The following is a 20087-nucleotide window of genomic DNA, read 5'->3' as shown; positions in this document are numbered from 1 at the left end:
CGGTCCGAAAAGGTGTCGATAGTGTCGCTCGCCCGGACCGGGCGGGACTTCCCGGTGGGCCAACCCGACGGTGTCCAACATCTCACTGCCGGTAACGAAGCGAACCTCCGACCGGCCTTCCTCTACCCCCTGTATGAAGAACAATCCGGTCCGTCCCGACCGATGATCCACCTCACCCCGCCGCGCCGCCTCAGCGCGAGCGCGGAGCGGCGCCTCACTCAACCAGACGCGTGCGACGAGCCCCCATTCGGTCATGGCCAGCACTGCCACTACAAGGACGGCGGGCGGAAGCGACCACCACACCCGCCCGCGGCGGACCTGTGAGCGGAGCGTTACGGCCCCCCAGGCGACCGTAAGAGCGAAGCCCGTGAATAGAAGTGCGAAGCCGAGGTCCATACTCGTGTGCGTGTTACTCACGCCGGCGAGAGCCACGGCAACCCAAACACAGCCCGCAACCAGGATCACGACACGCAACGCCAATCTCCTTTGCGATGCAAAGTTGATAGCGTAATGCTCCGGCGTGGGCAAGTCCGTCCTGGCCCGCCCCCACGCTTATTTTGTTGCTCGCATCACAAGCTCAGTGCCGGCCCACCTCACAGATAGTTGGGGAGGGTGATACTTCACGTCCGGTAAGACGTGCCCCGCGTCCGGCGAACGACAAATTAATGACGTGATGCGCCGGCGAGTCGACAAAATGCCGAGCTGGCGCAAAGGTGGATGACAGAGGCCCGGTCCGGAAAAGGTCGCGTGCGGGGCTCAGCCCCGCCGCTGTTCGAGGCCGAAGACGTTCCGCAGCCCAATGTAGAGGATCATGCTGATCGAGCGGACCGCTTCCGCCTTGTTCACCTTACTCACGCCCGCCCGGCGGTTCTCGAACAGAATCGGGTACTCGCCCAGTTTGGCCCCGGACTTGTGGCACCGGAACAGCACTTCCTGCTGGAACGAGTACCCGCGGGACCGCACGCGATCCAGTTCGGCGTTGCGCAGCATGCTGACGCGGTAGCACCGGAACGCGCCGCTGGCGTCCTTCACCGGCATCCGGAACGTGAGCCGCACCAGCATGTTCACGCTCTGGCTGATGAGCCGGCGGGTCAGCGGCCAGTTCTCGGTCGCGCCGCCGCGGGTGTACCGCGAGCCGATCATGAGGTCGTGCTTGCTCATCCCGGCGAGGATGCCGGGCAGGTACCGCGGCGGGTGGCTGAAGTCCGCGTCCATGTTCAGCAGGAAATCGTAGTCGCGGGCCATCGCGAACTTCATCGCGGCCAGTGTCGCGGTGCCGAGCCCCAACTTCCCGGGCCGGTGGAGCACCTGCACCCGCGGGTCGGTCTCCGCGAGCCGGGCCGCGATCTGACCGGTGCCGTCGGGCGAGTTGTCGTCGATGACGAGCACGTCCGCGTGCGGGGCGACCTTGTGGATCTCCGCAATCAGGGCCTCGACGTTCCCCGCCTCGTTGTAAGTCGCGAGCGAAATGAGCAGTTTCGGTTCCCCCGGCCGCCGGGCCGGTCCCGCGTCGAGACGCACGGCCCGGGGAGGGGGCGTCTCAGGAGCCACCGGCCCCGGAAAAGACTCGTCGGGCGTGAGCGCGGAAATCACGGGGGGCTCGAGAGTGGCTTGCGGCACGACGGTCACCTGCCTCCGGTTGGCGGCACCGAATCCGGGCAGGACCCCTGGTGAAGTGCCGCGCGGATACGCTATTTTCTAGGATACTGATCCCGATGCGTCTGGTTTTATGCCCGGTCCGGCCGGGTTTTTGCCATTGATGCGCCGGAAAAAGGTGAACCACGACTCGCGTAGCGCCCCGAAAGGGATCGACCTTATGGCGACCGTTAACGAGATCGCGTGCCCGAGTTGCGACCTGACCCTCAAGGTGCCGGAAGCGGTTCTCGGCAAGAAAATCAAGTGCAAGCAGTGCGGGCACGCGTTCGTCGCGGAGGTGCGGGCCGCGAAGGGGGGCGGGCCGTCCAAGCCCAATGCGGCGCCGAAGTCGCCGAAGGCGGCGGCAAAACCCGAGCCCAAGAAAGAGGAGCCGGCGCCGGCGAGCGCCCCGTACAAGTTTCAGGACGACGATGACGACGGGGACGGCGGGGCCAAGCCCAAAGCGATGGGACTGATCGCGGAGGAGGACGTGCCCCGGTGCCCGTTCTGCGCCCAAGAGCTGGACCCGCCGGACGCGGTCGTGTGTCTGCACTGCGGGTTCAACAACGTGACCCGCACGCGGGCCGAGCAGAAGAAGGTGTGGGCGCCCGACGCGAGCGACTGGATGAACCACCTCGGCCCCGGGGTCATCGCGCTCGTGATCTGCGTCGGCCTGATCGTGCTCGACATCATCTGCCTGCTGAACATGCGCGAGTGGATGACCGGCACGTTCCTGGAGTCGGAGCAGCCCGACCCGACGGACCCGTCCCGGAAGGCGATGATGGTGAAGCCCGGCGCGTTCATCGTGCTGATCTGGGCGGCGACGATCATGCCGATGCTCCGGACCGGCCGGTTCGCCGTCAAACGACTGGCGATCGACAACAAGCCGCTGGAGAAGGTGAAGAAGTAGCGGGCGCTGGGCGGTGAACGGCGGGCAGAATACAGAACATGGGGGCGGGTGTTGCGCACGTTGCGCGCCCGCCCCGGCGACCGTCCGCCCGAGGTGCCCCATGCTCGCCCAACTGAACACCTTCGCCCTGCTCGGCATCGACGCCGTTCCGGTACAAGTCGAAGTCGACACCTCGCCGGCCCAGCAGCCGCGAACCGTGCTCGTCGGGCTCCCCGAGGCCGCGGTGCGCGAGAGCGTCCACCGCATCGAGCGGGCGCTGGTGAACCTCGGGTACCGGCTCCCGACCGGCCGCACGGTCATCAACCTCGCCCCGGCGGACCTCCGCAAGGACGCGGGCGCGTTCGACCTGCCCATCGCTCTCGGGCTGCTCGCTTCGATGGGCCAGATCGCGGCCGAACAATTGGAAACGTACGCGCTGGTGGGCGAACTCGCGCTCGACGGCATGGTGCGCCCGGTGGCCGGCGTGCTGTCGATGGCGATGGAGGCCCGGTCGCGCGGGCTCTCCCGGCTGATCGTGCCGGCGGGCAACGCCCGCGAGGCGTCGGTGGTGCGCGAGATCGAGGTGTACGGGGTCGGGTCGCTGGCGGAAGCCGTCGGCATCCTGACCGGGCAGGCGCCGCTGGACCCGTTCTCGCCACCCGTCGAGGACATTGAGGGGAAGCTCAACAAGTACGCCATCGACTTCGCGGACGTGAAGGGGCAGGAGTTCGCGAAGCGCGCGCTGGTGGTGGCCGCCGCCGGCGCGCACAACGTGCTGATGCTCGGCTCGCCCGGGTCGGGCAAAACGATGCTGGCGCGGCGGCTGCCCACCATTCTCCCACCGCTCACGCCCGACGAGAGCCTGGAAACCACCCGCATCTACTCCGCGATCGGCAAGCTCGCCCCCGGCGAATCGCTTCTGTGCACCCGGCCGTTCCGCAGCCCGCACCACTCGATCAGTAGCGCCGGCATGGTCGGCGGCGGCAGCGTGCCCCAGCCGGGCGAAATCTCACTCGCGCACCACGGGGTGCTGTTCCTCGACGAGCTGCCCGAGTTCAACCGCAATAGCCTGGAGGCGCTGCGGCAGCCGCTCGAAGAGGGGCGGGTGACCATCAGCCGCGCGGCCCATAGCACCACGTTCCCGGCGAACTTCGTCCTGTGCGCGGCGATGAACCCGTGCCCGTGCGGGTTCATGGGCGATCCGAAGAAGCCGTGCAAGTGCGCGCCGATGGCGGTGGAGAAGTACATGGGGCGGATCAGCGGCCCCCTCCTGGACCGCATCGACCTGCACATTGAGGTGCCGCCAGTCCCGTTCGAAGACCTGTCCAAGCCGAGCGACGGCACCAGTTCGGCGGCGATGCGCGAGCAGGTGTTCGCGGCCCGGGCGGTGCAGGCGGCGCGGTTCGGGGATAACGCCGGCGGACTGAACGGGCGCATGACCGCCAAGCAGATCCGCACCCACTGCGCACTGGACGCCGACGGTCAGGCCACGCTCAAGGAGGCGATGGACGCGCTGGGGCTGTCGGCCCGGGCGCACGACCGCATCCTGCGGGTGGCGCGCACGATCGCCGACCTGGCCGGCAGCGACCGCATCGGCCAGGACCACGTCGCCGAGGCCATCGGGTTCCGCGCCCTCGACCGCAAACTCTGGGAACGATAACCGGCGCCCAAATGCGAACCCGACAATCGCCTGAAAGCGACACCCACCGAGCCCACCACGACGAGCCGCCCCGCGCGGCTCACAGCACCGCGTTCCCGGCGGGCTTCGTCCTCTGCGCGGCGATGAACCCGTTTCCCGTGCGGGCTCATGGGCGAACGCAAGTGACTTAAACGTGTAGGTGCGTGAGGGCTGTTCCGGCGGGCCGCTCAAGGGGTATTATCAGGATTAATAAAAAATCTTCCCTGCTGGGACTTTCGACTTGGTTCATCTGTGAGGCCGATTTGTGAAGCCAACTCGATTTACAATCTGCGGTGCTGTTCGAATCAAGCGACTACGTGTCTGTATCGAGCCGAGGGACGAGTTTCTCTGGATTGAGTCGTTTGTTAATAATTGCAGGGCAATCTCGATTGTCGATGACGTAATCGACCACGTTAACGAAGGTATTGATGAAAAATCAGAATGATCATATAATTGCGACGATATAGTTGCATTTTATGCCCCTCTCACTTCGCTTGTTACAGCCTACGATTCATTCAGTGAGCTGACTCCTGAAACCCTGAGCAGAATACCGGTGGCCGATTTTCTACAAATACTAACCTGCTGGCGTAAAGAGCTTGCGAATTCGTGGAACCCCTGGGACACAGCGCAATTACGCCCACTACAAACATGAACCCCTGTGCGGAGACGTGCGTGATCCAAAGAAGGCATGCAAGTGTGCGTCGATGGCGGGCGCGTGCGAGCACGAACCCGGGACCGGTTACGGGCGGCCATTAAACGAGTGGTTGGCGCCCGCGATCGCACAACGTTTGCAGGCAGGACGCTACCGCAATCTCAACAGCACGCAGCACCGCCCGTTGCAGGCGCGCAACCGGTCACCCCGCACCGGTCCGGTGCGAGGCAGTCCGTGTGTTTGCTCCCGAGATGGAACAGCGTTCCCATCGGGGTCTGTTCCGCTGCCGCAACTGGGAACTGCGACACCGCGTCCCGCTCGTACTCGATCTCCACCGCCAAGTCGTCCGACTTCAGCAGGGGGGCGGCGAGCGCCAGAATGCCGGCGAGCTTCGCCGCGGTGAGGCGGTGCCCCGTATCACTGGCGACCCACACCTGAAGCAGGCACGTCGTCGCCGAGCGGGTGGTGCCGCCGCAGTCGATGAAGTCCTTTTGCACCCGGCCGACTTCGGTGACGTGGAAGTGCGCCGGAACGAAGTCGCCGTCGGGCAGCATCAGGTGGAGCGGTTGGTCCGGACTGGCAAGCAGCGCGGCGCGGAACTCGGCGACGGTCATTCGCGGTTCTCCGACGTGGTGGGGCACACCGTCACGATACCGGTGGCGCCTCAAGAGCCAAGCCGAGACCCGCCTCACAGTACTGCAAAGTCACAGCGGCTTGCCACGAGGCGGTGGGCTGGTGACCCGAGCCCGCCTCCCTCTCGCCACCCGCAGGGCGTCCTTTTCCCACGGGTGGCGTTTCGGCTCAGCGCACCTTCGCCCGGAACTTCACCATGCCGCTCTGGCCCGGCAGCAACGTGCCCGGCAGATCCCACCGCACCACCACCGAGCCGGCGTCGTTGTCCGCGGCCGCGAAGTTCGACGGCCGGTCCGACTGCGCCGAGCCCGCCACGTACTCCAGCCGCGGGCTCAGGCTGTCGCTGATGACCACGTCGTCGATCGCCTTCGCGCCGGTGTTGGCAAACTTGATCGTGATCGTCACGAACTCGCCCGGCTCCTTCGGCCCCGGCGGGTCCACGCTCTTGGTCACGGTGAGCGGGGCGAGGAACGGGAACGCGGTCAGTTGCTCCGGCTCCACCACCACGCCGACCACCTGCACGTTGTCCACCTTCGCGAACACCGCCGGGCGGCTGGTCCCGATGAAGAACGCAGTGCCCACCTTGCCCACGAACGCCGACGGCCGCACCCGGCCCTCGAACCCCGCCGGCTTGGTCAGCGCGACCTCGAGCATCGGCGTTTGGCGCTCGCGCAACTGGCCGGTGCCCTGGGCGGCGGTGTGAGCCACCAGCTTGTGCTGCTGGTCGAACCCGCTCGGCAGCACCTCGGTGCGCCGGATCATGAACCGCGGCGAGCAGATGCACACCACGTTCGAGGTCGTGACCTTGCGCCGGCCCCCGATCGTGTACTCGACGCCGACGTCCGTCGCGTCCAGCCCCCCGAGCCGACCGGCCGGGCCGATCCCCAGCGGGTCGCCCTTGTCGCCGCCGTCGACGAAGCACTCTTCCTTCGGCCCCTTGGGCCCCAGGAGCGGGTCGAACATCGGGTGGGCGTAGAACGGGAACACCGGCGGCGCGACCGGGGCACGCAAGTACTTCTCGCCCGGGAGCAGTACCGTGCCCTCGACCGCGTAAGGCTTGAGCTGGTCCGCGGTGGGCTTCAAGTTCCCCAGGCGCACGACCGCCATCAGCCGCCCGTTCTCGGTCGCGGCCTTGATCGCCGCGGCGTCGGTCGCGTCCGGCATCTCAACCGGGTTGTTCGGGCTCACTTCCGTCGGCAGCGCCTTCTCGGGGTCTTCGAGGTAGACCACCTTCGTGATCACCGCGCCCTTGAGCACGCGCTCGATGTCCGTCTGCGAGAAGGCGATCGGGAGCGGGTAGTCCATGTACTTCATGCCGGGGCGCGGCACGAGGGTCCCGCGGACCTCCACCTCCGGGTACAGCGTCTTCCCGGGCTGGTACGGCAGGTTCGAGAGTTCGAACCGGTACGCGTAGCCGGGGCGCAGCCCCATGACCGCCGGGGCGTCGTAGATGCGGCTGAGCGGCGTGCCCGGGAACGCGGTGACGCGCACGTCCTTCGGCACGAGGAACTTGACGGCCGCCAGCGGGGCGATGACGGGCGCGCCCGTCCCCGGTTCGAGCGGCCCCGCCATGCGAGGAGCACCCAGAGGACCGGCGGGCGGCACACCGACGCCGGCGACCCCGCCGACCGGACCCTGCGACGGCACCGGCACCGGCTGGGCGGTCAGCCCCTGACCGACCGCCAGCGCACCGACCAGCGTGAGCGCCTTGCCCTTCATGGCTACCTTCCGTGGATGTCCGTGTCGTCGGCACGGGGCCGCGCCCCGCACTACGGAAGCCGGCCCCTCGGGGGCGGAAGGACAAGCGCAAAGGCAAAAGTGCAAAGGCAAAAGGCAGCACCTCTTTTACCTTTTGCCTTTGCGCTTTACCTTGCGTCCCGCCCCGGAGGGGCCGGCGCGTTTGGCACGGGGCGGGAGCCCCGTGCGGAGTCAAGCGGTCGTTACTTCACCGGCGGCTTCGCCCCGGGACCGATCGGGGCCACCGGCAGCGCGGGCAGGTCAATCGGGGCCGCGATGCTCGCCCCGGAGGCCGGCGGCAGCGGTGCCAGCGGCAGGTTGACCGAGGCCGGCGGCAGGTCGGGCAGGGCCGCCGGCGGGCGGACGCTCGCGGCGCCCGGCGGCATGTCCGACTTCTTCGGCAGGGCCGGCGCGTCGGACTTCTTCGGCAGGGCCGGAACGCCCGGCGGCAGGGCGGGAGCGCCCGGGCCACCCGGCATGACCGGCACCGCGCCCGGCGGGATCGCGCCCGGGGGCAGCATACCGCCGCCCGGCACGGAGGTCATGGACGGAGACACGCGGTTCTCCAGGTCGATGTTACCCATGCGGACGATCGCCAGGATGGTGCCCATCCGCTGCGCCTCGGCCACCGGGTCGGCCCCCGGTTCGAGCTTGGTCGAGACCACTTCTTCGGCGTTCAGCACCGTGTTGAACGTCTGGTTGATCGGGTCCGGGAGGTACACCACCTTCACCACCAGGTTCCCGGCCTTCGCCTGGGCGAAGTCCTCGGCGGTGAACGTGAGCGGCACCGACGAGTGGCTCAGGAACACGAGGCTCTTCGGGTTCGCCGGCGCGATCTCGAGCGTCGGGTAGAACGACTTGCCCGGGAAGTCCGGGAGGATGCTGGTGAGCCGCAGCCGGTACACCGAGCCCTGAAGGAAGTTGTATTCCTTCGGGGCGGTCAGCGCGGTGGCCTCGTCGTTGAACGTGCCGTCCGGCAGTTGCCACGTCACCTTCATCCCGGCCGGGCCGGTGAAGTTGATCGAGGTGCGCCCGTTCGGCAGTCCCTGACGGGCCGCGGCCCCCGGCCCCATCGGGCCGACGTAGGCGACGGCGCCCGGAGGCCCCATCGTCGGCACCGGCACGATGCCCTTGTTGCTGTGCGGGCCGTACGGCCCCATCGCGCCGTACCCGTAGCCCGGGCCGGAGTCGCGGATCACGTTCCCGCCCACGCCCGGCACCGCGCAGTTGGTGCAGCCCTCGGCCGTGGTCACGACGTTCGGCCCGTCGCCCGACACCGGGCGGACGTACCCGTTGCTGCCGACCAGCGTGGTCGCCCCGGCCGGGCGCACGCCGCCCGGGGTGGGGCCGCGCATGGCCACCAACGGCTCGCCGCCCGGCCCCTGCACCCCGGGCACTTCCTTCGGGCGGGTGACCGTCCCGAACCCGCCCGGCCGTTGCGGCTGCTTGTTGGCCTGCGACTCGGGGCTCACGCACCCGCCGCCGAAGCCGGCCAGTAGCACTAGTGTGGTCGCGGTACGCTTCATGTTTCCCCCCGAAAGCCCAGCGACTCAATCCTGTTCAGAAAAGTCTTCGGCAAGGGCGCAACGCGAACTTTGATTAAACCCAGATTGTGCGGTGCAGACGCGATAACCGGATCGACCGGAGCGGTGAAGGTGGATACTCTGCGAAAGGGCGGGAAGTGAAGGAGCAGCAAAAAGAAGAAGCGGGCGGAACTCGCAACGGCGGGAGTAGACCGTTGGGTTCCGCCCGCTTCTCACGTTCCTCCTGTGTTACGAGGAAGTGCGGAGCGGATTGTGGGGGATCGGGCAGGACCGTCAGGCAACCAGAGCGCGGTCGGCGGTCGCGGGCTTGGGTTGGATCGGGGCGCGGTCGGCGGTCATCTCTTCCTTCACGCGACGGGTCAGCTTGAGGACGTAGGCCAGATCGCGGAGCAGCGTCTCGGCATCGGCGGTTTGGGCGATCGAGGCGGTGCGGGTGGCGGTGGTGTTCGGGGTCATCTTTATGCTTCCTTGCGGTTGAGTTTCGTTCGATGAGAGGTTGAAAAGCAGACCGCGTGCCACTCGCGACATTTTTCCGGCACCAAGACGCGAAGTGCTGGGATTTCAAGCCTTTTGTGGCTTCGAGGTGTGTCCGATGTGTGCCATCGCCACCCGCGAGACCGTTGTAACCGTTTCGACTTAACAGAAAGTCTACATTCGCACGGGGAGGGAATTACAACCGGCTGTGAAGGTGGAAAAGCATCGCGAACTGGGCGCTGGAAGCTTTTACACCGCAGGAGTGCGGCCGCAAAAAGTGCCCGCCCCAAGGCAGAACGGCGAGCCCAAAGTTCATTGCCGACTGCGCGTCGGCGCGGCGAGATGACGGGTTAAATTGCCGCTCTTGCCGCAGCGTGTTTAAAGCCGCCCGTTGGTGCAGTGTCACTTAAGAAACGGTGGCCGCAGCTTCGCCCCGTCCCACGCGGGCCTCGTGTACGAAGACATATAGGACTTACGCAGTTGCGCTGGCGCAGGATTTGCGCATGGTGTGTTGTTGGTCTATGATCGGGCCATGAACGCACCACGTGCGAGCGCCGAGGACTACATCCAATTCCTGATCGCCACCCCCAAGGTGGCGTCGGCCGCGGAAGCCGCGCGAGCCCAACCGGACCATCCGACGGCGCCCGCGCATGATGCGTTCACCCGACTGCTGCACCGGTTGGAACCGGACCCAGCGGCGTTGTGGGACGAAGCCCGGTCGTCGGTCCGCCCGGGCGGTGCCGTGGTGCTCGACGACTCGGTGCTGGACAAGCCGTTCGCCCGGCACATGGGGCTGGTGCGCCGGTGCTGGTCCGGGCGGCACCGCCGGGTGGTGAGCGGGATCGGGCTGGTGACCCTGCTGTGGACCGACGGGGCCGCCCTGGTACCGTGTGATTACCGGCTCGCCGACCCGGCCCGAGCCGAGACCAAGAACGACCACTTCCGAGCCATGCTGGCGGTCGCCAAGGGACGGGACCTGTCGCCCCGGGTGGTACTGTTCGACACCTGGTACTCGGGCAAGGACAACCGGAAGGCGGTGCGGGCCCTGGGGTGGCACTTCCTGACCCGGGTGCGGAGCAACCGGCGGGTGAACCCGGATCGCACGGGCAATCGGGCCATCGAGGGGTGCCCGATCGGGGCCGCCGGTACGGTGGTGCACCTGGAGGGGTTCGGATTGGTGAAGGCGTTCCGGATCGCCACCGGTGATGGGGGCACGGAGCATTGGATCACCAACGACCTCGACATGGACGAGGCCACTCGTGCGGTTCTGGCCGGGCACGCGTGGGGCATCGAGGAGTATCACCGGGGCCTCAAGCAGCATTGCCACGTGGACCGGTGCCAGGTGCGCATGAGCCGGGCCCAAGCGGTCCACATCGGGCTCGCGATCCGCGCGTTCCTGCGGCTCGAGTGGCACCGGCTCAAGTCCGGCGTCAGTTGGTTCGCGGCCAAGACGGCCATCGTGCGCGAAGCGGTGCGAACCTACCTCGCCGCACCTACATACCTACTTACCCAAAAGTCAACTACGTAAGTCCTAGACATATTTTGACAGGATCGACAGGATTCACCGGATGGAGACGGATCGATTTAAAATCCTGTCGATCCTGTCAATCCTGTCAAAATCGCTTTAACCCCATCCACCGCGTGTTGGTGCGACCCATCAGCGCCTCGGGCCGCCGTGTTAACCCGATCGGGGTTCATTCCGCCACCCGTTCGACATCCACTTGAGCGCCATTGGCGCCAGAGGCCGAAGCTCAGACCCGCCCTTCTTGTTGCGCGGGCGGAAGGGCGATGTACACTGTCGGTATGGAACCGACCGCACACGACCTGCTCACCGACGGCCGGCTCGCGGACGCGGTCGCGCTCCAGCAGGCCGCGGTGGCGAGCCGGCCGGACGACCCCGCCGCCCTCCGCCTGTTCGCGGACCTGCTCGCGTTCGCGGGGCGGCTCGACGAGGCGGGCGAACACATCGCCCGCGTCCACACCGACGCCCCTGAGTGGCCCGAGACCGAACGCGGCTTGCACCGGCTGTTTCGCAGCGAGCGGTTGCGCACGATCGAGGGGCGCGAGCCGACGATCGTTCCCGAACCGCCGCCGGACCACGCGGCGCGGCGCTGGAAAGCGGTGAAGCGGCTCCGGCGCGCCGAACCCGAGCGGGCGGTGCGGGCGGTCGACGCGGCCGACCGCGTGAGCCCGGTGGTGCGGGGGTTCATCGACGGGCGCGAGTTCGACGGGCTTCGCGACGCCGACGACCGGTTCGCGTCGGTGCTCGAAGCGTTCCGCGGGGGCGAATACCTGTGGGTGGCGTGGGAGGCGCTGCGGAAGGTGCGGCTCGCACCCGCCGAGGCGCTGCTCGACCAGCTCTACCGGCCCGCCACGCTGACGCTCCGGGACGGGACCACCTTCGACGTTCACCTGCCGCTCGTGTACCCCGCCTCGTACCGGGCGGACGGCACCTTCGCGCTCGGGCTCGAGACCGATCACGTCTGCCCGGACAACGGGCCGACGCGGTGCGTCGGGGCGAAGCTGCTGCTCGTCGGCGACGAGGACGAAATCCCGCTGTCCGAGTGCCGCCTCATTGAGGTGAAGTGAAGGGGCGAGTCGGCCGATGGGATGCGTTCCGCGATCCGCCGGTTGGGCGGGAGGACATCGGCGGAGCAGTTCCGCAACAACGTCGGCGGCGCGTTGGCCGGGAGCCGTTGGTAACGAGCGACCAGATGCCCCCCGGGGCGTGTCAACGGTCGCCGGCCCCATCGGCGGGCGCGCGTTGGATGCGTCCGGATCGAGCAGGTGACGGACGCGCTGGAGCACTTCGCGCCGGATCGGGCGTAGCGATAATCAGCGGTTCACACCGGGAGGAGTGAAGGCACTCAACCCGGCGCAAATCCCAAGCCCCAACCACACGCCCACCCCAGAATCAACTCAGTAAGTCCCATTGGGCCTCCCGCGCCGCGCTACCCCGCAACCGGTTCGGCCCCTTCGGTGCTCACCGGTGCGTCGAGTTGCACCCACGTCTTGCACCCCGCGTACTCGGGGCTCTCGAAGACTTCCGCCGGCCGCGCGAGCTTGAACGCGCGAACGCTCAGCACGTACAGCCCCGGCGCGCGGTAGTTGAACCGCTGCTTCACCACGTCGGGCGTCCAGGCGTGCCGAGGATCGAGCGCGAGGGCCGACTCCAGATCGGTGACGTGCGAAACGGACTCGACCTTCACGAAGTGTGTGAAGCGAACCGTACCGGCCTTGGGCTTTGCGGCCTCGGCGCGTCCGAGGAGGGGAAGGAACTCCGGCTTGATACCGGCGCGGTGCTCGTGGAAGTACGTGGGGTAGAGCAGGAATTCGGCGTGCTCCGGGCGGAACTCGCCGTTCTCTTCGGATATGCCCCCCTTCCGCAGGATCAGCGCCTGGCGCCCCTCCGCGAGCGCTTCGCAGATCACCGCCCACTCCTTGAACGCGATCGACAGCATCTCGAACGTCCCCGTAGTTTGGCCGGCCCCGCAGAGCGGACCGTTCACCCGCGTTCGTGCTTCAAGCTTCGCGACATGAGGTCTTGTACCGCGGCCAGCGGCGGCTTGCCGTTGTGCAGCACTTCGTACACCCCGGTCATGATCGGGGCCTCAATGCCGCTCCGCACGACCCGCTCGTGAACGCTTTTCGCGGTGAGCACGCCCTCCGCAACTTGCGGGCCGGCCAGCACCTCGGCGAGCGGCTCGCCCTTCCCGAGCCGATACCCCACGCGCCGGTTCCGCCCGTGCGGGCTGAAGCACGTGGTCATCAGGTCGCCGATCCCAGTCAGGCCCGAGAACGTTGCGGGCTCGGCGCCGTGGGCCACCCCGAACCGCGTCATCTCGACCAGCCCGCGGGTGAGCATCGCGGCCTTCGCGTTGTCCCCGAACCCGAGCCCGTCGCACACGCCGGCGGCGATCCCGATCACGTTCTTCAGCGCGCCGGCCAGTTCGACGCCGACCAGGTCGTTGTTCGTGTACACGCGGAACCGGTCCGTCCCGAACCGCTGCTGCACCCACATCGCGAGCCCGCCGTCGGGCGCCGCCACCGCCAGCGACGTGGGCATCCCGCGCGCGACCTCTTCCGCGTGGCTCGGGCCGCTCAGCACCGCCACCCTCTCGGTGCCCAGCACGTCGCAGATGATCTCCGACGGCCGGCGGAAGGTCGCGACCTCGAGCCCCTTCGTGAGGCTCACCACCGGCACGTCGGGGCGACACAGCCCCGAGAACCGGTGCAGCGTGGCGCGTAAGTAGGCCGTCGGGACCGCGCTGACCCAGCAGTCCGCACCCGCAACGGCTTCTGCCGCGTCGAACTCGACGCGGAGCGCGTCGGGCAGCTTCACGCCCGGGAGCAGCCGCGTGTTCTCGCGGGCCGCGTCCAGCAGCGCCGCGTGTTCCGGGTGCGCGCTCCACAGCCGCACCCGGTGGTTCGGGTGCTGGGCGAGCAGGCACGCGACGGCCGTCCCCCACCCGCCGCTACCGAGAACCGCAAACGTGATCGACATGGTACATATTTCCACCTACGGAGATGGCGCGGGCGTTCGCCCCGGTACATCTTATCTACTCGGGCACTCAATCCGCCGCCCTTCGCAGGTCGCGCTGAAGTTGCCCGCATTCGCTGGCCGATTAAACAGGCGAGAATCCGCTCGGGTTACCGGCGCGGGTTGTGCGGGTTGGGGAACCTGTGCGACCTACGGGGGGACCGGTACCGTGCTCTCTCGCTATGGAGGATGACATGGCAACCCGACTGAAACTCTACACTCCCGAGCCAGAAGAGACCGTCTGCACCACCGAGCCCGACGTGCGCGTGCGCCTCGGCGACCTGCTGCCCGTGATGGCTATGGCCCAGCGCATGAATTTCATATGGCTCAAAGACTTCCTCGACGACGAGGTGGTCGTGAGCACCGACCTGTACGAAGTGATGCAGGCGTTCCGCAGTAACCGCCCCACATCGGCATGAGCGGCGGGTTCAACGTTCAGGCGGACCCCGGCCGCACGGCCGGGGCGCCCGACCCCTTCAACCGCACAGCCCGTCACACTTCTCCCTCCGCTTCCACTTCTTCCGCTTTTGCCGGCAGGTCGAACGACGCGAGCGGTTCCACACCCGCGTGGCTCCGGGCGGCGCTGACCAGATTCATCAGGTGCGTGCGCGTTTGGAGGTGCCCTTCCAGCACTCCCGACGGAACCGTCACCGCGGCGAGCATCCCCACGTCAATGCGGCGCCGGACGTCCGGTTTCTTGTTCCGGGTCGGTGCGCCGTTGAAGTGCGAGGTGTAGCTGCCCCAGCCGCCCTCGATCCACGCGGCGAACACCGGCGTGTTCGGGCGCTCCTTCAGGATCTTCCACACCCCCTGGCCGAACCGGCGCAGCTCCCGGTCGTTCGACCGGCGCAAGTACCCCTCCGGGAAAATCACCACGCACTCGCCGCGGTCCAGAGCCGCGATCGCCTCCTGGAGTTCGGGCGCTTCCTTTTTCAGCGCCCGGTCCGGAACTCGGATCACGCCGAACTTAACCATCAACGCGCGGATGACCGGGAGGTCGTAGAACCCCGAGGTCATCATCGGGGTGAGGGGACGGGGCAGCACCTTTACAAGAAAGATGGGATCGAGCCAGCAGGCGTGGTTCGCGATCACCAGGCACGGCCCCGTTCGGGGGAACTGGGCAAACCCCGGCCCGCGCCACCGGATGCGGTACGCGAGCCAGCACACCGGCTCCAGTGACACCTCGAACGCCGGACGGAACAGCCGCACCCACGACCACCCCACGAGCGCGACCGCGGCCGCAAGTACGAACCACTCCACCACGTCGTACGGCCGGCCGCGCAAGTCGAACGCCCGCGACGCCCCCACGCCGACGAGAACCGCGCCGGCGAGCAGCGCGGCTTCGGCCACCGGCTGTTTCCCGCGCTGCCCCCTGGCACAGGCCCCGACGACCACCCCCAGCGGGAACCCGTGCGCCCAACCGGGCCACTCGTGCCAGTACACGCCGTGCGCCGCCGCCGCGAGCCACGCCAGTGCGGCCAGGGAAACGAAGCCGAGTGCCCGGTACGGGTTCCAGTACAGGAACGGGAGCGCCGCCCCGGCGACGGCGGTGCCGGCCAGCCAGAACAGTTGTTCGGTGTGGCGGCCGCCCGGGGCGACGGAAACGAGGAATGCCGCGCTCGGAAGCGCCAAACACACGACAATAACCGCAACGAGCAGACTGCGCCGGTCCCGCACGACCTGGGGCGACTCGGATTCCGGCATCGGTTGCTCCCGGAGATGGATGCGGGCACGGTATATCAACCGGCCGGAATCCTTGCCACTGTCGGAGCGACCGCTATAGTAAGATTTTCGATTTCGCGTTCGGTCCCGGTCCCCGGGCCGAGGTAACTGGGATCAACGGCCATGGCCAAGACGTGCATTTTCACCGGCAAGAAAGCGGTCTTCGGGAACCGCAAGAAGTACCGCGGTAAGGCGAAGTACTTGGGCGGCGTCGGTAAGAAGATCCTCGGCACAAGCCGCCGCAAGTTCAAACCGAACCTGCAGAAGGTGCTCTGCGTGGTGGACGGCGAGGCGAAGCGGGTGTGGGTGTCCGCCTCCGCCATTCGTAGCGGCCTGGTCGTGAAGCCCGTGAAGGTCCAGCCTTTCGAGAAGGTTAACGTCTAAGCGAGCGGACAAGCTCAACACCCGAAGTGCCGCGGCGACGAGGACTTTTCCTCGTCGCCGCGGCACTTCGGCCGTTTAGTCGCTCCTCTGTCACATCCGATCGAACCGAACACGCCGAGATGTCACCCGCCTGCTGACGCAGGCGGGTGGCGAACTACGCTGCGACGAACTGGAAACGACTGGAATCGGATGCGGCCGAGGGGCCGGAGATCGAGATCACTTCTTGACTTTGTACTCGCCTTCGAGCACGTCCTTCGCGTCGTCCGCCCCCTTGAGGTCGGACAGCTTCGCGGCGCCGTCCTTCTCGACCCACGTGAAGCTGATCTTGTCGCCCTTCTTCGGCTTGCTGGGGAAGTTACCCTTCTCTTCCACCTCGGTGAACTCGGCCGTCACCGTGTCCTTTTCCCGGGTCAGCTTGGCTTTGACGACGACCCCGTTCTCGCCGACGAACACGTTGAACGTGCCCGCGTCTTTCCCAAACTCGAACTTCAGATCCACGCCGTTGCTCTCGCGAACCCAGGTGGTCGTCGCCTTCGGATCCTTCTTCTCGTCGGCGCCCGCGACGAGCGCGGCGACCGTGAGGACGAACCCGCTCAGGAGCAGTCGGAACATCGGAAACTCCATTTGTGTGTCCGGGACGTGTGACGGCAGGCCGTCGGCGCCAGAGTAGCGGAACGGGGCGCGCCCGCCCACCGGTTCACACGAAACACGCATTTCGGGGCGTCGCGGTTGGTCTTCCGCACGCCCGGCGGGCGGGGTATACGCTCCGGGTGGCTGCGGACCCGAACGCAAGGAGCGAAATCGCGATGCCGACACCCACGCGCCGCTATGTGCTGATGGTCGCCGTGCTGGTGCTGCTCGGGGTGGGATTCGCGCTTGTGCCGGCACGGGGCGAATCGATCTACCGGTTCCAGTTCGGCGGCAAGAACGTCGCGCTCGTTCGCGGCGACGCGAACATGAAGGTCGAGGAGAAAGAGCACAACATCTCGGACCGGTTCTTCAAGAGCCAGCCCACCAGTGAGCACCTGAGGCTGACCGCCGACGCCGCGACCGGGGACGCCGCGTTCCTCCACTACCACTACGACACGCCCCCGGCCCTCATCACCCCGGCGCTGTCCGCGGGCGTTTGGGTGAGGTGCACGCGCCCGGGGGTGCAGCTCCGCGCGCGGGTGGTTTTCCCGAAGGAGCAGGACCCCGCCCGGCCCGAATCGCAGCTCACCGCGCTCATCGTGGGGGACACCCACAACGGGGAGAACTGGCAGAAGCTGACGCTCACGGACGTGCCCGCGCTGCTGGGCAAGCGCCTGCCCATCCTCCAGACGCAGATCGGCCGGGCGGTGAACGCGGACGGCGCCTACATCGACCGCATCGTGCTGAACCTGTACACCGGCCCCGGCACCGCCGACATCTGGATCGACGACCTCGACATCGGCCCCGTGAAGGCGACCGAAGCGCCGGGCGGCGCGGCCGGCGAGGTCGTGAAGCGTCCCAAGCCGGGCGCGGGGCAAAAGGGCGCCCGGGGGCGGCTCTCCCGGCAGGAGGGCGGGCAACTGTTCGTGGACAACAAGTCGTTCTTCTTCCGCGCGGTGCGCCACACCGGCGCGCCGCTGCACGTCCTCCGGCAGGCCGGCTTCGACGCGCTCTGGGTGCCCGCCGACGTGCCCGCCGACGTGCTGGAGGAGGCGAACCGTGAGGGCTGGCTGGTGGTGCCGTCGGTGCCCACGGCCCTGCCCGCGGCGCCCTCGGCCAACAGCACCGCGGAGGCCGCCGCGCTCGACAACTACTACCGCAAATTCGCCGACAGCGACGTCCTCTTCTACGACCTCGGCGGCGGGCGGCAGCAGGAGCAGACCGGCGCCGTCGAGCGCACCCGCGACTACCTCCGGCTGCGCGACCCGAAGCGCCCGTTCAGCGCCGGCGTGTGGGACGGGTTCAAGGGCTATTCCGCGTTCCTCGACGCGGTCGGCACGTACCGGTGGCCGCTGTTCACCAGCCTCGACATGGACGGCTACCGCGGGTGGCTCACGCAGCGCATGAACCTCAGCTCCAAGCGGGCCGTATTCTGGACCTGGATCCAGAACCACGCCCCGGACTGGTACGTCGAGAGCGTCGCGAGCGTGAGCCCGGGCGGCGGGTTCGCCGAGCCCATCGGGCCGCACCCGGAGCAGGTGCGCCTGTTGGCCTACATCAGCGTGGCGTGCGGGTGCCGGGGCCTCGGGTTCTGGTCCGACCAGTTCCTGGCGGACAGCCACCACGGGCGCGGGCGGCTCCAGGGCATGGCCATTCTGAACTCCGAACTGGAGATGCTGGCCCCGGTGCTGCTCGCCGGGGAGCGCCAGCAGCCGCTGTGGCTCGACACCAACCACGAGCACGTGAAGGCTGCACTGATCCGCGGGAACCTGCGGGGGAACTACGGCGCGGTGCTGCTGCCGATCTGGCTCGGGCCGGGCAGCCAGTACGTCCCGGAACAGGGCGCCGTGAAGGACCTTCAGGTGACGGTCCCGCTGGTGGCCGACGGCGCCGACCCGTGGCGCATCTCCCCGGCCGGCGTGACGTGCCTGCGCAACGACGCGCAGAAGGTGCCCGGCGGCACCAAGCTCACGATCCGGGAGTTCGACCTGGTGACGCCGATCGTGTTCACCAACGACGTGAGCCAGAACGGGCTGGTGGTGTGGTGGCAGGACTACAACCGCAAGTACGGCCGCGTGGCCGCCCGGTGGGCGATGGACCTCGCCGCGGAGGAGTACGACAAGACGCTCGCGACGTACCGGAAGCTGGCGGAGATGGGCGTCCAGACGCGCGGCGCCGACTCGCTGTTCAAGCAGGCGGCGAAGCTACACGCCGACGCGCAGCGCAACTTCGCGGCGGAACTGTACGCCCAGGCGTTCGCCGACGCGCAGCGGGCGCTCCGCCCCTTGCGTGTGGTGATGTGGGACCACTGGAAGAAGGCCACCGAGACGCTCGACGTGCCGAGCGCGAGCCCGTTCGCGGTGAGCTACTACAGCCTGCCGCGGCACTGGGAACTGTTCCGCGAGATCCAGTCGTGTCAGGTGGGCGTGTCCGCTCTGCCGGGCGGGACGTTCGAGCCGGTCGGCGGGGGGCCGCTGCCCAAGGACGGCGTCTCGGTGAGCGAGCAACCGGGGTGGAGCGCCCGGTTCGGTACGCTCGACCGGGTGAAGGTGGCCGCGGGCCTCGTTCCGGCGGACCGGCTCGCGGACAAACCGGAGTTGAAGATACCGGAATATCAGGGGCAAAGGATGTTCCGCCCGAGCCGGGAGATCACGCGCCCGGGCGACGGGTACGAACCGCCGGCGCCGGAACTCGGGCGCGGGGTGCTGAAGCTGGAGGTGCAGCGGCGCGGCAATATCGCACCGGACGGCAAGCCGGTGGAGCAGAGCACAATGCCGCTGGAGCGGACGTTCCTGGCGGTCGAAAGCCCGCCGGTGAAGCTCCCGCCCGGAACCCTGGTGCGCGTCAGCGGGTGGATCAAGGTCCCGGGGGGGATCACCCTGACGGCCGACGGCGCGATGCTTTACGACAGCGCGGGCGGCGAACCGCTCGCGGTGCGGGTGACGAACACGAAGGACAGATGGAAGCAGTTCCACCTGTACCGCCGGGTGCCGGCGTCGGGCCAGATCTCGCTCACGCTGGCGCTGACCGGCGTCGGCGTGGCGTACTTCGACGACATCCGTATTGAGCCCCTGTACCCGACGGCCCAGGGGGCCGGGTACGGCGCCCGCCCGGGGCCGCGGGGGGGGGCGGTGGTGCCCGCCGGCGCTGTGCGCCCGACGGCCCCGGTCGTACCGGCCGGCGGCGTTCGACCGAGGTAAACGGGGGCGTGACCTCACCGAGCGTTTCCAGAGCGCGCTCGACTCCTGCGGGATCGGCCAAGGGGCACCGCGCAGACGTGAAACGTACCGGCGGCGTGTGGTCGGCGACTCGCTGACCACACGCCATTTTCGTCATCGCTTCGGACATCGAGTCAAAAATCGTCAGGTCAGCAAGTCATAAAGTCGCAAGCCTGATTGCCACTAGATCTGTGGCTTTACGACTTTCGACGATCGGACTTTTGACCCGAAGCCCTTACCGCCCGTGTGTGGACCTGCGGACGGCGGACAACGAACCGGGCAACAGTCACTGTGCGACGAATGGGATGCAAAACCACTTCGGGCGGGACGCCTCTTGGCGTCCCGCCCGAA

17 protein-coding genes are annotated in these 20087 nt (G+C 67.9%); 8 read left to right on the top strand and 9 right to left on the bottom strand.

Translation table 11 applies throughout. The features are described from left to right. Window positions 1-162 precede the first annotated feature (162 nt). A complete protein-coding gene (locus GobsT_RS38575) occupies window positions 163-324 on the top strand; it encodes a hypothetical protein (RefSeq protein ID WP_157506887.1) in 162 nt (53 codons plus the stop codon). A gap of 432 nt (window positions 325-756) precedes the next feature. Here GobsT_RS38575 and GobsT_RS01465 read toward each other — a convergent pair whose 3' ends face one another. Then, window positions 757-1593: a polyprenol monophosphomannose synthase gene (locus GobsT_RS01465; protein ID WP_232068320.1), complete on the bottom strand. Its 837-nt coding sequence runs from the start codon at window positions 1591-1593 to the stop codon at window positions 757-759. A 223-nt stretch (window positions 1594-1816) separates the two neighbouring features. Here GobsT_RS01465 and GobsT_RS01460 point away from each other — a divergent pair, with 223 nt between their 5' ends. Both GobsT_RS01460 and GobsT_RS01455 read left to right on the top strand, forming a co-directional pair. After that, a complete protein-coding gene (locus GobsT_RS01460; protein WP_029601122.1) occupies window positions 1817-2545 on the top strand; it encodes a zinc ribbon domain-containing protein in 729 nt (242 codons plus the stop codon). Between the two features lie 100 nt (window positions 2546-2645). Further along, on the top strand, window positions 2646-4184 hold the full coding sequence (locus GobsT_RS01455) for a YifB family Mg chelatase-like AAA ATPase (protein ID WP_010045214.1): 1539 nt from the start codon (window positions 2646-2648) through the stop codon (window positions 4182-4184). Window positions 4185-5015: 831 nt separating this feature from the next. On the opposite strand, the gene GobsT_RS01450 is transcribed toward GobsT_RS01455, so the two are convergent. The 4 genes from GobsT_RS01450 to GobsT_RS01435 form a co-directional block, all read right to left on the bottom strand. After that, window positions 5016-5468 carry a DUF6428 family protein gene (locus GobsT_RS01450; RefSeq protein ID WP_010045215.1) on the bottom strand — a complete coding sequence of 151 codons (453 nt, stop codon included), beginning with the start codon at window positions 5466-5468 and terminating at the stop codon, window positions 5016-5018. A gap of 187 nt (window positions 5469-5655) precedes the next feature. After that, window positions 5656-7206 carry a DUF11 domain-containing protein gene (locus tag GobsT_RS01445; protein ID WP_010045216.1) on the bottom strand — a complete coding sequence of 517 codons (1551 nt, stop codon included), beginning with the start codon at window positions 7204-7206 and terminating at the stop codon, window positions 5656-5658. 221 nt (window positions 7207-7427) lie between these two features. After that, window positions 7428-8750: a hypothetical protein gene (locus GobsT_RS01440; RefSeq protein WP_010045217.1), complete on the bottom strand. Its 1323-nt coding sequence runs from the start codon at window positions 8748-8750 to the stop codon at window positions 7428-7430. Between the two features lie 291 nt (window positions 8751-9041). Continuing rightward, a complete protein-coding gene (locus GobsT_RS01435; RefSeq protein ID WP_010045219.1) occupies window positions 9042-9224 on the bottom strand; it encodes a hypothetical protein in 183 nt (60 codons plus the stop codon). Window positions 9225-9774: 550 nt separating this feature from the next. Here GobsT_RS01435 and GobsT_RS01430 point away from each other — a divergent pair. Next, complete coding sequence (locus GobsT_RS01430; RefSeq protein WP_010036248.1) at window positions 9775-10770, top strand: IS701 family transposase; 996 nt, start codon at window positions 9775-9777, stop codon at window positions 10768-10770. Between the two features lie 260 nt (window positions 10771-11030). Continuing rightward, window positions 11031-11831, top strand: a complete 801-nt coding sequence (locus GobsT_RS01425; RefSeq protein ID WP_148087572.1) for a type VI secretion system accessory protein TagJ — start codon at window positions 11031-11033, stop codon at window positions 11829-11831. Between the two features lie 362 nt (window positions 11832-12193). Here the strand turns inward: GobsT_RS01425 and GobsT_RS01420 are convergent, their stop codons facing one another. Both GobsT_RS01420 and GobsT_RS01415 read right to left on the bottom strand, forming a co-directional pair. Then, window positions 12194-12751 (bottom strand): DUF1802 family protein, encoded by a 558-nt coding sequence (locus GobsT_RS01420; protein ID WP_010045224.1) that lies wholly within the window; start codon window positions 12749-12751, stop codon window positions 12194-12196. Beyond that, on the bottom strand, window positions 12748-13746 hold the full coding sequence (locus GobsT_RS01415) for an NAD(P)H-dependent glycerol-3-phosphate dehydrogenase (protein ID WP_010045225.1): 999 nt from the start codon (window positions 13744-13746) through the stop codon (window positions 12748-12750). Before GobsT_RS01415 ends, GobsT_RS01420 begins: the two co-directional genes overlap by 4 nt. Before the next feature lie 230 nt (window positions 13747-13976). Here GobsT_RS01415 and GobsT_RS01410 point away from each other — a divergent pair, with 230 nt between their 5' ends. After that, window positions 13977-14201: a PIN domain-containing protein gene (locus tag GobsT_RS01410; RefSeq protein WP_010045227.1), complete on the top strand. Its 225-nt coding sequence runs from the start codon at window positions 13977-13979 to the stop codon at window positions 14199-14201. A gap of 73 nt (window positions 14202-14274) precedes the next feature. On the opposite strand, the gene GobsT_RS01405 is transcribed toward GobsT_RS01410, so the two are convergent. After that, window positions 14275-15486: a lysophospholipid acyltransferase family protein gene (locus tag GobsT_RS01405; protein WP_010045229.1), complete on the bottom strand. Its 1212-nt coding sequence runs from the start codon at window positions 15484-15486 to the stop codon at window positions 14275-14277. A 141-nt stretch (window positions 15487-15627) separates the two neighbouring features. Here GobsT_RS01405 and rpmB point away from each other — a divergent pair, with 141 nt between their 5' ends. Then, window positions 15628-15888 (top strand): 50S ribosomal protein L28, encoded by a 261-nt coding sequence (gene rpmB, locus GobsT_RS01400; protein ID WP_010045232.1) that lies wholly within the window; start codon window positions 15628-15630, stop codon window positions 15886-15888. Window positions 15889-16104: 216 nt separating this feature from the next. Here the strand turns inward: rpmB and GobsT_RS01395 are convergent, their stop codons facing one another. Then, on the bottom strand, window positions 16105-16500 hold the full coding sequence (locus tag GobsT_RS01395; protein WP_148087571.1) for a hypothetical protein: 396 nt from the start codon (window positions 16498-16500) through the stop codon (window positions 16105-16107). Between the two features lie 194 nt (window positions 16501-16694). Between GobsT_RS01395 and GobsT_RS01390 the strand changes: the two genes are divergently transcribed. Next, window positions 16695-19718, top strand: a complete 3024-nt coding sequence (locus tag GobsT_RS01390) for a hypothetical protein (protein ID WP_010051194.1) — start codon at window positions 16695-16697, stop codon at window positions 19716-19718. Window positions 19719-20087: the final 369 nt, after the last annotated feature.

This window comes from Gemmata obscuriglobus (assembly GCF_008065095.1).
GTDB classification, from domain to species: Bacteria; Planctomycetota; Planctomycetia; order Gemmatales; family Gemmataceae; genus Gemmata; species Gemmata obscuriglobus.
This window is presented reverse-complemented; position numbering and strand designations above follow the sequence as displayed.